Source organism: Pseudomonas sp. H1_F01, assembly GCF_054681425.1.
On record NZ_CP162823.1, the window covers coordinates 5027500 to 5041832 of the forward strand.

General features: G+C 61.6%; 15 protein-coding genes. 2 read left to right on the forward strand and 13 right to left on the reverse strand.

Going from position 1 to position 14333, the window contains the following annotated elements:
- The first annotated feature begins 2 nt into the window (after window positions 1-2).
- Together fliK and AB4O09_RS22645 are read left to right on the forward strand one after the other, a co-directional pair.
- Window positions 3-1574, forward strand: coding sequence for a flagellar hook-length control protein FliK (gene fliK / locus AB4O09_RS22640; protein WP_003199148.1), 1572 nt, complete (start codon window positions 3-5; stop codon window positions 1572-1574).
- On the forward strand, window positions 1571-1900 hold the full coding sequence (locus tag AB4O09_RS22645) for an EscU/YscU/HrcU family type III secretion system export apparatus switch protein (RefSeq protein ID WP_460107538.1): 330 nt from the start codon (window positions 1571-1573) through the stop codon (window positions 1898-1900). The genes fliK and AB4O09_RS22645 overlap by 4 nt, the downstream gene beginning before the upstream one ends.
- 167 nt (window positions 1901-2067) lie before the next feature.
- Here AB4O09_RS22645 and AB4O09_RS22650 read toward each other — a convergent pair whose 3' ends face one another.
- From AB4O09_RS22650 to flhF, 13 genes are all read right to left on the reverse strand, one after another.
- Entirely contained in the window at window positions 2068-2463 is a 396-nt protein-coding gene (locus tag AB4O09_RS22650; protein ID WP_003183966.1) for a DUF2802 domain-containing protein, read from the reverse strand.
- Between the two features lies 1 nt (window position 2464).
- Window positions 2465-2950: a chemotaxis protein CheW gene (locus AB4O09_RS22655; RefSeq protein WP_003199144.1), complete on the reverse strand. Its 486-nt coding sequence runs from the start codon at window positions 2948-2950 to the stop codon at window positions 2465-2467.
- Between the two features lie 72 nt (window positions 2951-3022).
- Complete coding sequence (locus AB4O09_RS22660) at window positions 3023-3898, reverse strand: CheW domain-containing protein (RefSeq protein WP_003199142.1); 876 nt, start codon at window positions 3896-3898, stop codon at window positions 3023-3025.
- A gap of 96 nt (window positions 3899-3994) precedes the next feature.
- Complete coding sequence (locus AB4O09_RS22665; protein ID WP_003199140.1) at window positions 3995-4786, reverse strand: ParA family protein; 792 nt, start codon at window positions 4784-4786, stop codon at window positions 3995-3997.
- Between the two features lie 49 nt (window positions 4787-4835).
- On the reverse strand, window positions 4836-5720 hold the full coding sequence (gene motD, locus AB4O09_RS22670) for a flagellar motor protein MotD (protein WP_003199137.1): 885 nt from the start codon (window positions 5718-5720) through the stop codon (window positions 4836-4838).
- A 15-nt stretch (window positions 5721-5735) separates the two neighbouring features.
- Window positions 5736-6476 (reverse strand): flagellar motor protein, encoded by a 741-nt coding sequence (locus tag AB4O09_RS22675; RefSeq protein WP_003199135.1) that lies wholly within the window; start codon window positions 6474-6476, stop codon window positions 5736-5738.
- Window positions 6476-7609, reverse strand: coding sequence for a protein-glutamate methylesterase/protein-glutamine glutaminase (locus AB4O09_RS22680; protein WP_013692540.1), 1134 nt, complete (start codon window positions 7607-7609; stop codon window positions 6476-6478). Before AB4O09_RS22680 ends, AB4O09_RS22675 begins: the two co-directional genes overlap by 1 nt.
- 48 nt (window positions 7610-7657) lie before the next feature.
- Window positions 7658-9919 (reverse strand): chemotaxis protein CheA, encoded by a 2262-nt coding sequence (locus AB4O09_RS22685; protein WP_003199130.1) that lies wholly within the window; start codon window positions 9917-9919, stop codon window positions 7658-7660.
- Window positions 9920-9949: 30 nt separating this feature from the next.
- Complete coding sequence (locus tag AB4O09_RS22690; RefSeq protein WP_003199127.1) at window positions 9950-10735, reverse strand: protein phosphatase CheZ; 786 nt, start codon at window positions 10733-10735, stop codon at window positions 9950-9952.
- 18 nt (window positions 10736-10753) lie between these two features.
- Entirely contained in the window at window positions 10754-11125 is a 372-nt protein-coding gene (locus AB4O09_RS22695) for a chemotaxis response regulator CheY (RefSeq protein WP_003199125.1), read from the reverse strand.
- A gap of 167 nt (window positions 11126-11292) precedes the next feature.
- Window positions 11293-12036, reverse strand: coding sequence for an RNA polymerase sigma factor FliA (gene fliA / locus AB4O09_RS22700; protein WP_003199123.1), 744 nt, complete (start codon window positions 12034-12036; stop codon window positions 11293-11295).
- Entirely contained in the window at window positions 12033-12863 is an 831-nt protein-coding gene (fleN, locus tag AB4O09_RS22705) for a flagellar synthesis regulator FleN (RefSeq protein WP_003184001.1), read from the reverse strand. Before fleN ends, fliA begins: the two co-directional genes overlap by 4 nt.
- A 116-nt stretch (window positions 12864-12979) precedes the next feature.
- Window positions 12980-14329: a flagellar biosynthesis protein FlhF gene (gene flhF, locus AB4O09_RS22710; protein WP_003199121.1), complete on the reverse strand. Its 1350-nt coding sequence runs from the start codon at window positions 14327-14329 to the stop codon at window positions 12980-12982.
- Window positions 14330-14333: the final 4 nt, after the last annotated feature.

The window sequence follows — 14333 nt, forward strand, 5'->3', positions numbered from 1 at the left end:
AAATGACAGGCGACATGAACATCCTGCCGCTGCCCCAGGCCACGGCAACCACGCGTATGCCAGCGGTCAATGGCGAGCTGCTCAAACTGCTGGTGCCGACCGAAGGCCTGATCAGCTCGGGCCAGACCGCCCAGGCCGAAGTGCTGTCGCTCAAGCAGGCCGACCAGACTTTCCAGCTGTTGCTCAAGGTCACCCTGGAGAGCGGCCGCCAGACCACCGTGCAGGCCACCAGCACCCAGCCGTTGCCCCAAGGCACCAGCCTGGCCGTGACGCAGCCGTCCGCCAGCAACCTGGCGATTGCCGTGCAACAGGCCGTGGCCTCCAGCGTCGCCACCCTCACCCGAATCGACACGGCGCAGTTGCCGGTCGGCACCCTGCTGCAAGGCAAAGTGCTGACCAGTCAGGCGTTGCCGCAGCTGCCGGGACAACCGGCGGTGTATCGGTCGTTGGTAAGCTTGCTCAATACCGCCCAGGCGGGTAGCACCCTGGACATCGACAGCCCGCAGCCGCTGCGCATCGGCACGCTGTTGAGTGCCCAGGTGCAAGATACTCAGACGCTGAAGTTCGTTCCGCTGAGCAACCGCCAGGAGCAATTGGCGGTGAGCCAGCAGTTGGTCACGCAAATGAGCCAGCAGGGCTCGCTGGACAGCCTGATCACCGCCCTGCAAAACCTTCCGGCCACCGACGACACCGGTGCCGAGCTGCGCGCCGCGGTGACACGCCTGTTGGCCAGCCTGCCGGATGTCCAGCAACTGAGTACGCCCAAGGGGCTGGCCCAGGCCATGGTCGCCAGCGGTGTGTTCCTGGAAAGCAAGTTGCTCGCCGGGCAGCCGCCGAGCCTGGCGCCGGACATGAAAGGCGACCTGCTGAAACTGATCGCCCAACTGACACCGGCCCTACCCACCTCCACCAACCTCAGCGCCATCATTGCCGCCAATACGTTGGCCCAAGTCCTGCCTAGCTTCGTACGCAGCGCCCTGGGGATGCTCGGCCAGGTCAGCGCCAAGCCACAACCCACCAGCTTCCCCCTGCCCTCGCGCCAGATGAAAGGCCAGGACGAAGAAGGCGACCTCGAACACCTGCTGCGCCTGGCCGCTGCCGCCGTGTCACGCCTGCAAAGCCATCAGTTGTCGAGCCTGGAACAGACCGGCCTGACCGACGACGGTCGGCTGATGAGCACCTGGCAATTGGAGATCCCGATGCGCAACTTGCAGGACATCGTGCCGTTGCAGGTCAAGTTCCAGCGTGAGGAAACCCCGCCCCGGGAGCAACCCAACGAGCGCCGGGAAGAACGCGAGCCAAAACAGCAGCTCTGGCGGGTGGAATTGGCGTTCGACATGGAACCGCTCGGCCCACTGCAGGTTCAGGCGCAGTTGCTCAGCGGCAGCCTGTCCAGCCAGCTGTGGGCAGAACGGCCGTACACCGCAAGCCTGATCGAAAGCAACCTGACAGCCTTGCGTGAACGCCTGGTGACCTGTGGCCTGAACGTCGGCGAACTGGACTGCCACCTCGGCACCCCGCCCCAAGGCCCCAAGACTCGCCTGGAACAACGCTGGGTGGACGAAACCGCATGACAACCCATACCGAACCCCGCCAGGCCATCGCCCTCAAGTACGACGGCCACCACGCCCCGACCCTCACCGCCAAGGGCGACGAAGCCCTGGCCGAGGAAATCCTGCGCATCGCCCGCGAAAGCGAAGTGCCGATCTATGAAAATGCCGAGCTGGTGAAGCTGTTGGCGCGGACGGAGCTGGGGGACAGCATCCCGGAAGAGCTGTACCGCACGATTGCCGAGATCATTGCGTTTGCCTGGAACCTCAAGGGCAAGTTTCCCCAGGGCTACGACCCGAATGCGCCGAGTGTCGAGAAAGATGTGACCGACCGCGGCGACGACTACTGATCACAGCGGCGGTGCTTGGGCTGGAATGATCAGTGTGTGAGCGACAAAAAAACCTGTGGGAGCGAGCTTGCTCGCGATGGCGGACTCACATTCAACATCTCTGTTGACTGTCACACCGCTATCGCGAGCAAGCTCGCTCCCACAATTGGATCGGGGGGTGAAGGCGATCAGCCGCCCTTATGCAGTTTACTCATCAACTCCGCCTCGGCCTGGGTCAGGCCGCAGGCTTGGGTCAGTTCGTCGACACTGGCGCCCATGCCCACCAGGCGGGCGGCCTGGGCAAAGGACAGGCTGGAGGGGTCGCGCTGTTCCAGCTGGGCAAGTTTATCCGGCAACGGCGCGACCACGGCACGCAGCTCATGGAGCGCTTCGCCCATGCGCACGGTGCCGTTCTGGTAATCATCGACGCGCTTGGCCAGGTCCTTGATGCGCTGGTCGCGCAGCGCATCTCCCTGGGCCTGCTGAGCGGCGATCTGCCGCTGGCCACGTATGTACGCCAAGAACATCGCCAGCGTGCCTGCCCAGAAAAGGAACAGGACAATGACTGCTACCTCAAGAATCAAATCAGATACTCTCCAGTTCCGACCACTCTTCTTCGCTCATCATCTTGTCCAGTTCAACCAGAATCAACAACTCGTTGTTCTTGTTGCACACGCCCTGAATGAACTTGGCGGATTCTTCATTACCCACGTTCGGCGCAGTCTCGATTTCCGACTGGCGCAGGTAAACCACTTCGGCGACGCTGTCGACCATGATGCCAACCACTTGCTTGTCGGCTTCGATGATGACGATCCGGGTGTTGTCGCTGATCTCGGCATTCATCAGGCCGAAGCGCTGGCGGGTATCGATCACCGTGACCACGTTGCCACGCAGGTTGATGATGCCCAGCACGTAGCTCGGTGCACCCGGTACCGGGGCGATCTCGGTATAGCGCAGCACTTCCTGAACGCGCATCACGTTGATGCCGTAGGTTTCGTTATCGAGCTTGAAGGTCACCCATTGCAGAATCGGATCTTCAGAACCCTTTTGAGACGACGCCTTATCATTCATACCCTGACCCCTCGAAAAACCGCCTGTGGCGGCGTGTATTCTGTCCGACGACGCTGGGCGCCGCCGGTTATCTTATTTCGGTTTCTGGACCGGCTTCTTACTGCCACCCAGGTGTTTTGCCCCGCCGCTGGCGATCAGCTCCGCCAGCTCGGAAACGTCCAGCAAGGCGCACATATGCTCGATCACCGTACCGGCCAGCCATGGCCGTTGCCCTCGATGGCTGCGCCACTTGATCTCGTTCGGGTCCAGGCGCAGCGAACGGCTGACCTGATGCACCGCCAAACCCCACTCGTAGCCCTGCACTGAAATCACGTACTGCAAGCCTTGGCGAAAATCATCGCGATAACGGTCCGGCATGACCCAGCGTGCCGTATCCAGTACCTTCAGGTTGCCGGCCTGGCTCGGCAGGATTCCGAGGAACCATTCCGGCTGGCCAAACAACGGCGTCAATTCCTGCCCGGCCAGGGAATAAATCGACCCCAGGCATACCAGCGGCACCGCCAGGGTCAACCCGGCCACATCAAACAACAGACACTCGAACGGCTCGGCGGCCCAGGCCGGACGGTCGTCGCCCGGCACCGGTGGCGGCGGATTGCTCGGCGGCAGGTGGATTTCCACCACCGGCGTCACCAGGCCTTGTAGCAGCGGGGCAACGGTCGAGACCGGCGCCAGGATCGGCGCAGGCGCGTCCATGACCGCCACCTGGGGCTTGATAAACGGTGCCTCGACCGCTGCAGCTATCACTGATTTCTGTGCGTCACGGGCCTGCTCTTCGAGCACGGCCGCCTGAAACTCATCCAGCACACCCTTGGCTTCGACGTTCTCGGGCAACGCCTCGATCACGCTTGGCTGTGGTGGCAATTCTTCGGTCGCTTCCTGCAGCAGCCCATCCAGATAGGACTGCAGGGCCATTTGCGGACGCGAGGTTGTCTTTATCGGGCGGCTCATAGGAACAGTGCGCCACTTGAAGAGGTTATCGGCATGAATGCGGCAGGACTTGAGCGTTCGCAGGCGAACACAATGCCAGTGGAAAGCCTCGTCACCTTAAGCCACCTGCTGCGGAACAAGCTGTTGGGTCAACAGGTGCTTGAGCAGCGCCCGATAGGCCAGCACTCCGCGGCTCTTGCCATCGAATTGCGACGGGGTCACACCGGCACGGCTGGCGTCCCGCAAGCGGGTATCAACGGGGATATAGCCTTGCCAGATGTCTTCCGGGTACTTGTCCCGCAACACCCGCAAGGTGCCCAGGGAGGCCTGGGTACGACGATCGAACAGGGTTGGCACGATGTTGAAGGCCAGCGTCTGCTTGCGCGAGCGGTTGACCATCGCCAGTGTATTGACCATGCGCTCCAGGCCCTTGACCGCCAGGTGCTCGGTCTGCACCGGAATGACCAATTGTTGGCTGGCTGCCAAGGCATTGACCATCAGCAAACCCAGCAACGGCGGGCTGTCGATGATCGCGTAATCGAAATCCTGCCACAGCTGCGCCAGACTCTTGGCGATCACCAGGCCCAACCCGCCCTGCCCCGGCGACTGTCGCTCCAGGGTGGCCAGGGCGGTGCTCGATGGCAGCAGGGAAATCCGCTCGTCGCTGGTGGACAACAGCAACTGCCCCGGCAGGCCCTCGGGCACAACGCCCTTGTGCAGGAACAGGTCGTAGTTGCTGTGCTCCAGGCTGTCGGGATCGTAGCCGAAATAGCTGGTCATCGAGCCATGGGGGTCCAGGTCGACAATGACCACGCGCTTGCCCGCCTCGGCCAGCAACCCGGCTAAAGCGATGGAAGATGTGGTCTTGCCCACACCACCTTTTTGATTGGCGACTGCCCAGACTCTCATTTGGATCGTTCCTCCCGGCCGAAACAGGCTCGACCGAGAAATAGCTCGGTTATAAAGCGGGTGACGGAGAATTGACGGCACTCTGTCTTCCCGGCGACTTGACCGGAGCCGGTGCAGTTTGTGTGCCAGCCCGCTTCAATGCCGCATCTGGAGTTGCTTTGGCCGTACCGGTACCGGTCAGGCTGCGACGCACATCGAGGTTGCGCGACACCACCAGCACCACCCGCCGGTTGCGCGCACGCCCCTCGGCCGTGGCGTTGTTGGCGACCGGCTGAAACTCGCCGTAGCCCACCGAGGCCAGGCGGCCGGGGTTCACGCCCTGCATCGCCAGCATGCGCACGATGCTCGCCGAACGGGCCGAGGACAGCTCCCAGTTGGTCGGGTATTGCGAAGTACGGATCGGTTGGTCGTCCGTGAAGCCTTCGACATGGATCGGGTTGTCGAAGGGCTTGAGGATCGCCGCGACCTTATCGATGATGTTGAACGCCATGTCGCTGGGCATGGCGTCGCCGCTGCCGAACAACAAGCTGGAATTGAGCTCGATCTCGACCCACAACTCGTTGCCACGCACGGTCATCTGGTTGGAGCTGATCAGGTCACCGAACGCCGCGCTGATATCGTCGGCGATGCTTTTCAACGGATCGCTACCGCCGGCGATACCGGCATCGACCTGTTCGCTGTCCTTGACCAAGGGCTTGGCCGGCGTGGTGGTCTTGGGGCGCTCATCGCCGATGGGAATCGGTTTGAGCGCGCGGTCGGAATCCGTGAAGACGCCGATCAACGCCTCGGAAATGACTTTGTACTTGCCTTCGTTGACCGACGAGATCGAATACATGACCACGAAAAAGGCGAACAGCAGGGTGATGAAGTCGGCGTAGGAAACGAGCCAGCGTTCATGGTTGACGTGTTCTTCGGTGTGCCTGCGACGTGCCATATTCCTTGTCTCCCATCAGTCCATGAAGCCCTGGAGCTTCAACTCAATGGAGCGCGGGTTTTCACCTTCGGCGATCGACAGGATCCCTTCCAGCAGCATTTCGCGATAGCGCGACTGGCGCAACGCGATGGACTTGAGCTTGGCCGCGATCGGCAGCAGCACCAGGTTGGCACTCGCCACGCCATAGATCGTGGCGACGAACGCCACGGCGATGCCGCTACCCAATTGCGACGGATCGGCCAGGTTGCCCATCACATGGATCAGGCCCATCACCGCACCGATGATGCCGATGGTCGGCGCGTAGCCGCCCATGCTTTCGAACACCTTGGCCGCTTCGATATCGCGGCTTTCCTGGGTGTAGAAATCCACTTCCAGGATGCTGCGGATGGCTTCCGGCTCGGCGCCGTCCACCAGCAATTGCAGGCCTTTGCGTGAGTAGCTGTCGGGCTCGGCATCGGCCACCCCTTCCAGCCCCAGCAGGCCCTCCTTGCGAGCGGTCAGGCTCCAGTTCACCACACGATCGATACCACCGGCCAGGTCGACACGGGGCGGGAACAGAATCCAGATCAGCACTTGCATGGCGCGCTTGAAAGCGCTCATGGGCGACTGCAACAGCGCCGCGCCAATGGTGCCACCGAGCACGATCAACGCCGCCGGGCCGTTGGCCAGCGCGCCCAAATGACCGCCTTCCAGATAATTGCCGCCAATGATGGCGACGAACGCCATGATGATGCCGATCAGGCTGAGTACATCCATTACAGGCAGGCCTCGACCAGGTGTCTACCGATGTCGTCCAATCCGTACACTGCGTCGGCGAGATCGGCTTTTACGATGGCCATTGGCATGCCGTAGATCACGCAGCTGGCTTCGTCCTGGGCCCAGATCGCACTGCCACCCTGCTTGAGCAGGCGCGCGCCTTCGCGACCGTCGGCGCCCATGCCGGTGAGCACCACCGCCAGAACTTTGTCACCGTAGGACTTGGCCGCGGAACCGAAGGTAATGTCCACGCAAGGCTTGTAGTTCAGACGCTCGTCGCCCGGCAGGATTTTCACCGCGCCGCGGCCATCGATCATCATCTGCTTGCCACCTGGCGCCAACAACGCCAGGCCTGGACGCAGGATGTCGCCATCCTCGGCTTCCTTGACGCTGATGTTGCACAGCTTGTCCAGGCGCTCCGCGAAAGCCTTGGTGAACGCCGCCGGCATGTGCTGGATCAGCACGATGGGGGCCGGGAAGTTGGCCGGCAACTGGGTCAGGACCCGTTGCAGCGCCACCGGGCCACCCGTGGACGTGCCGATAGCGACCAGCTTGTAGGCTTTGCGCTTGGGGGCCGGCGACGACGCACTGGCGGGCACCGGGCGAGCCGGCGCAGGGGCTGGTGCCGATGCACTGCGTACCGGTGCCGGATTGAAGCTGCTCGATGCAGTCGGCGCCGGGCTTGGCGCCGCAACAGGGGCTGGCGCCGGTGCGCTGTAGGCACCGACACGACGATTGCTGCGGGAAATGCTGTGGACCTTTTCGCACAGCAACTGCCGGACTTTGTCGGGGTTGCGCGAAATGTCTTCGAAATTTTTCGGCAGGAAATCCACCGCCCCGGCGTCCAGCGCATCGAGGGTCACTCGGGCGCCTTCATGGGTCAGGGACGAGAACATCAATACCGGGGTCGGGCAGCGCTGCATGATATGCCGCACGGCCGTGATGCCATCCATCATCGGCATCTCGTAGTCCATGGTGATCACGTCCGGCTTGAGTGCCAGGGCCTGATCGATCGCCTCTTTGCCGTTGGTCGCGGTACCGACGACCTGAATACTCGTGTCCGCCGAAAGAATTTCCGAGACGCGGCGGCGGAAAAACCCCGAATCGTCCACCACCAGGACTTTAACTACCATAAACACTCCGTTAGACGAGGCGCGGCCCTGGGCCACGCCCCTCCAGAATCAAATACGCCGGGCGGCGTAACGCTTGAGCATGCTTGGCACATCGAGAATCAACGCGATGCGGCCGTCGCCGGTGATGGTGGCGCCGGACATGCCCGGGGTGCCCTGGAGCATCTTGCCCAACGGCTTGATGACCACTTCTTCCTGGCCCACCAACTGGTCGACGACGAAGCCGATCCGCTGGGTGCCCACCGAAAGGATCACCACATGGCCCTCGCCCTGCTCCACATGAGCAGCGGAGCTGACCAACCAGCGCTTGAGGTAGAACAGTGGCAGTGCCTTGTCCCGTACGATCACCACTTCCTGGCCGTCCACCACGTTGGTGCGCGACAGGTCGAGGTGGAAGATCTCGTTGACGTTGACCAGCGGGAAGGCGAAGGCCTGGTTGCCCAGCATCACCATCAGGGTCGGCATGATCGCCAGGGTCAGCGGGACCTTGATGACGATCTTCGAGCCCTGGCCCTTGGTCGAGTAGATATTGATCGAACCGTTGAGCTGGGAAATCTTGGTTTTCACCACGTCCATGCCCACGCCACGGCCCGACACGTCGGAAATCTCGGTCTTGGTCGAGAAACCCGGGGCGAAGATCAGGTTGTAGCACTCGGTGTCGCTCAGGCGGTCGGCGGCATCCTTGTCCATCACACCGCGTTTCACCGCGATGGATCGCAACACGTTCGGATCCATGCCTTTGCCGTCGTCGGAGATCGACAGCAGGATGTGGTCGCCTTCCTGCTCGGCGGCCAGGATCACCTTGCCGCTGCGGACCTTGCCCGAGGCTTCGCGCTCTTCCGGCGACTCGATGCCGTGGTCGACCGCGTTGCGCACCAAGTGGACCAGCGGGTCGGCCAGGGCCTCGACAAGGTTCTTGTCGAGGTCGGTCTCTTCACCCACCAGTTCCAGGTTGATTTCTTTCTTGAGCTGGCGAGCCAGGTCGCGAACCAGGCGCGGGAAGCGCCCGAAGACTTTCTTGATCGGCTGCATCCGGGTCTTCATGACCGCGGTCTGCAGGTCCGCCGTGACCACGTCGAGGTTCGACACGGCCTTGGACATGGCTTCGTCCTGGCTATTGAGGCCCAGGCGCACCAGACGGTTACGCACCAGCACCAGTTCGCCGACCATGTTCATGATCTCGTCCAGGCGTGCGGTATCGACCCGAACGGTGGTCTCGGCTTCGCTGGCCGGTTTTTCCGCTGGCGCAGCCGCCGCAGCACGGGCAGGTGCCGGGGCCGCAGTGGCAGCAGGCTTGGCGGGTTCGGCCTTCGGTTCCGGTGCCTTGGCAGCGGGTTTGGGCGCAGCCTTGGCTGCTGGAACAGCAGTGGCGGTAGTGCCGGCAGCAGGAGCAGCCGCGGCCTTCCCGACTTCTGTAAACTTGCCTTTGCCGTGCAGTTCGTCGAGCAGCGATTCGAATTCGTGATCGCTGATCAGGTCGCTGCCAGCCGCGGCGGCAGCCGGCTTGGCTGGCGTCGGCGCGGAAGCGATGGCCGAATCCAGCGCGTCAACGGCAAACGTGCCCTTGCCGTGCAACTGATCGAGCAAGGCTTCGAATTCGTCGTCGGTGATGTCGGAGTTGTCGCCCGCCGCTTTCGGGGCAGCCGGAGTCGCCGCTGGCGTGACCGCATCGGGAGCGAACTGGCCTTTGCCATGGAGCTGGTCGAGCAATGACTCGAACTCGTCGTCGGTGATTTCATCACTGGCGTCAGCTGTTGCATTGGCGGGCGGCGCAGCAGGTGCCGCCGGCGCTTCGGCTTGGGCCTTGACGGCGTTCAGCGAATCCAGCAGTTGTTCAAATTCGTTATCGGTGATGTCGCCCGACTCTTCGGCGACCGGCTCTTCAGCCACTGCCTCGGCAACCGGAGCCGCTTCATCAGCCGATTGCGGCTCCGCCAGGCGTGCCAGCGCGGCGAGCAACTCAGGCGTGGCAGCGGTGATCGGCGAGCGCTCACGCACTTCGCTGAACATGCTGTTGACCGCATCCAGCGCTTCAAGCACCACGTCCATCAGTTCCGAATCAACGCGACGCTCACCCTTGCGCAGGATGTCGAACACGTTTTCGGCAATGTGACAGCACTCCACTAGCTCGTTGAGCTGGAGGAAGCCGGCGCCTCCTTTTACAGTGTGGAAACCGCGAAAAATTGCATTGAGCAGATCCGCATCATCTGGTCGGCTTTCCAGCTCGACCAGCTGTTCGGACAGTTGCTCTAGAATCTCGCCGGCCTCAACCAGGAAATCCTGAAGGATCTCTTCATCGGCGCCGAAGCTCATTAATGGCTGCTCCTAAAACAGGGCTAAAACTCAGAATCCAAGGCTGGACAGCAAATCGTCCACATCGTCCTGACCGGACATAACGTCTTCTCTTTTATCGGCATGAATCTGCGGACCTTCACCCTGAGAGAGATGTTTTTGTGGATCTTTTTCAGCAAGCATCGCTTCACGGTCGTGTTCGATGCCTGCAAAGCGGTCTACCTGGCTGGCCATCAACACCAGTTTGAGCAGGTTACTTTCCACTTCGGTGACCAGTTGGGTCACACGCTTGATCACCTGGCCGGTCAGGTCCTGATAGTCCTGAGCCAGCAGAATATCGTTGAGGTTGCTTGCCACCGCGCGGTTCTCGGTGCTGCTGCGCGCCAGGAAACCGTCGACCCGACGGGCCAACTCCCGAAACTCTTCGGCGCCGACTTCGCGCCGCATGAACCGACCCCAGTCGGTGCTCAAGGCCTGGGCTTCTTCGCTCAGGCCGTTGACCAGGGGCGTTGCGCTTTCCACCAGGTCCATGGTGCGGTTGGCCGCGGCCTCGGTCAGCTTGACCACATAACCCAGACGCTCGGTGGCGTCGGTGATCTGCGAGACTTCCTCGGCCTGCGGCATATTCGGGTCGATCTGGAAATTGACAATCGCGCTGTGCAATTCACGCGTGAGCTTGCCCACCTCCTGATACAGACCGCGGTCACGGGTCTGGTTGAGCTCATGGATCATTTGAACCGCATCGCCAAAACGACCTTTTTCAAGGCTGTCGACCAGTTCGCGGGCATGTTTTTTCAGGGTCGATTCGAAATCACCCATTGAAGATTCGTTATCCATAGCTCCCCCGTGGCGCCGTTAACCGATGCGTTCGAAGATTTTTTCAATCTTCTCTTTCAACGCCTGGGCCGTGAAGGGTTTGACCACATAGCCGTTTACACCGGCCTGGGCCGCTTCGATGATCTGCTCGCGCTTGGCTTCGGCAGTGACCATCAGCACCGGAAGATGCTTGAGTTTTTCGTCGGCACGCACCTGGCGCAACAGGTCGATACCGGTCATGCCCGGCATGTTCCAGTCGGTGACCAGAAAATCGAAGTTGCCACTGTGCAACATCGGGAGCGCAGTGGTCCCGTCATCTGCTTCGGCCGTGTTGGTGAACCCAAGGTCACGCAACAGGTTTTTTATGATCCGCCGCATCGTTGAGAAGTCATCAACGATGAGGATTTTCATGTTCTTGTCCAATTCGACCTCCAAGCAGTCTTAAACGCGCCCAGCACCTGGACGCGCCATTTCAATCAATCCGGCACAACACTCGACAACGGTCTGGAGCACCACGGATGGAGACTGGCACAGCACCTGCCAGGCCAGCCTCGTTCGCAGTGTCCCCACACTGCCTGTCAACGCGCTCGCCACTCCCCCAAACGCCCCCGCAAACGGGCCGCGCACTGGCTGTGTAACTGGCTGACCCGCGATTCGCTGACCCCCAGGACCTCACCGATTTCCTTGAGGTTCAGCTCTTCGTCGTAGTACAGCGCCAAGACCAGCCGCTCACGCTCCGGCAAATTGGCAATCGCTTCCGCCAGCGCGCTCTGGAAACGTTCATCTTCCAGGTCACGCGACGGCTCCATGTGAGCACTCGCGTTATCCTCGTGCAGCCCTTCATGTTCGCCGTCCTGCAACAGGTCGTCGAAACTGAACAGGCGGCTGCCCAAGGTATCGTTCAAAATCCCGTAATAATCGTCGAGACTCAACTGGAGTTCGGCCGCAACCTCGTGATCTTTAGCGTCACGCCCGGTTTTAGCTTCAATTGCCCGAATTGCATCACTGACCATGCGGGTATTGCGGTGTACCGAACGCGGCGCCCAATCGCCCTTGCGGACTTCATCGAGCATGGCACCGCGAATGCGAATACCGGCATACGTCTCGAAACTCGCGCCCTTGCTCGCGTCGTATTTGTTCGACACTTCGAGCAGGCCGATCATGCCCGCCTGGATCAAGTCTTCAACCTGGACACTGGCCGGCAACCGCGCCAGCAAGTGATAGGCGATACGCTTGACCAGTGGCGCGTAACGCTCGATCAATTCGTATTGGGCGTCCCGTGCCGATTTTTTATAGAGATGGTTGTAACCGCTGGCTGTCATAGCACGGGCCCTGCTGTTTGTTGCACAAGACGCTCGACGAAAAATTCCAGATGCCCGCGAGGGTTGGCCGGCAGTGGCCAGGTATCGACCTTCTGGGCGATGGCCTTGAACGCCAGCGCGCATTTGGAGCGTGGAAAGGCTTCATAAACGGCACGTTGCTTCTGGACGGCCTTGCGTACGCTTTCGTCGTAAGGCACTGCGCCGACGTATTGTAGGGCGACGTCCAGGAAGCGATCCGTGACCTTTGTCAACTTGGCGAACAGGTTGCGTCCTTCCTGCGGGCTCTGGGCCATGTTGGCCAGGACGCGGAAGCGGTTCATGCCATAGTCGCGGTTAAGCAACTTGATCAGGGCATAGGCGTCGGTGATGGACGTCGGTTCGTCGCAGACCACCAGCAGCACTTCCTGGGCCGCGCGGACGAAACTGACGACCGAGTCACCGATACCGGCTGCGGTGTCGATCACCAGCACATCGAGGTTGTCGCCGATGTCGCTGAAAGCCTGGATCAGGCCCGCGTGCTGGGCCGGGGTCAGGTGAACCATGCTCTGGGTGCCTGAGGCAGCCGGCACGATGCGAATCCCGCCCGGCCCCTGCAACAACACGTCACGCAGCTCACAGCGCCCTTCAATCACGTCCGCCAGCGTGCGTTTGGGTGTAAGCCCCAACAACACGTCGACGTTCGCCAGGCCCAGGTCGGCGTCCAGCAGCATGACCCGTCGGCCAAGCTCTGCCAGAGCCAGGGACAAGTTCACTGACACGTTAGTCTTCCCGACGCCACCTTTGCCGCCGGTCACCGCGATCACCTGTACGGGATGCATGCTGCCCATGTTCGTTCTTTACCTTGTCTTACTTAGACGGAGGCCACATTACTGGCTGCGCGTTCGCATACGGAACAATGCATGGCAGACCATCGATGTAGGTACAAAAAATATTCATGATTACCTCAGCCGACCTGCTTGGTCGGGCTGTGGTAGATATCAGCGAACATATCAGCCATGGCTTCTTCGCTGGGTTCTTCCTGCATTTGCACACTCACGGCACGACTGACCAGTTGATGACGGCGCGGCAGATGCAAATCATCCGGGATCCGCGGCCCGTCGGTCAGGTAGGCCACCGGTAATTCATGACCGATCGCCAGGCTCAACACCTCGCCCAGGCTTGCCGTTTCGTCCAGCTTAGTCAGGATGCAGCCGGCCAGCCCGCAGCGTTTGTAGCTGTGGTATGCGGCGGTTAGAACCTGTTTCTGGCTGGTGGTTGCCAACACGAGATAATTTTTTGACTTGATACCGCGTCCGGCCAGGCTTTCGAGCTGCATGCGCAGGGCTGGATCGCTGGCTTGCAGGCCTGCGGTATCGATCAGCACGACGCGTTTGCGCAGCAGCGGCTCCAGCGCCTGGGCCAGGGACTGGCCCGGATCCACATGGGTCACCGACACATTGAGGATCCGGCCGAGGGTCTTGAGTTGCTCCTGGGCACCGATGCGGAAACTGTCCATGCTCACCAGGGCAATGCTCTGGGCGCCGTACTTGAGTACATAACGGGCGGCGAGCTTGGCCAGGGTGGTGGTCTTGCCCATGCCGGCAGGACCGACCATGGCAATTACCCCGCCTTCTTCCAGCGGCTCGACTTCCGGGGTCGCGATCATCCGCGCCAGGTGCGCCAGCAACATGCGCCAGGCCTGGCGAGGCTCTTCGATACCATTGATCAGCGCCAGCAGGTCCCGGGACAACGGGCCGGACAGGCCGATGCGTTGCAGGCGACGCCACAGGTTGGCCTGGGCTGGACGGCTGCCTTGCAGCTGGTTCCAGGCCAGGGAGCCGAGCTGGACTTCCATCAGCTCGCGCAGGCTGTTGAGTTCAAAGCGCATCGAGTCCAGGGCGCGCGGATCGACACCCCGGGCAGGCGCCGCGGGCGCCGGCTCAGGACGACGCGGTTCGGCGTGGGCCTGCTCGATCAGCGGTTCGGCAGCCGTCAACGGCAGGCCGGCCGTCAGCGGCTGACCGGCGAACAATTGACGATTGGTGCCTGCCGCGGCCTCGCCTTCACTGCTGCGCAGGCTCAACTCGGCCTGGGCGCTGGCGATGCGCGATTGAGTCTTGCGCAGCTCATCTTCGAGTTCCATGTTCGGAACCCGCGGGGCCAGCGCAGACAGTTTGTAATCCAGGGCCGCCGTCAGCTCGACACCGCCGGCGATACGACGGTTGCCAATGATGGCTGCTTCAGCGCCCAGCTCGTCACGAACCAGTTTCATGGCCTGACGCATGTCGGCGGCGAAAAAACGCTTCACTTGCATAAAC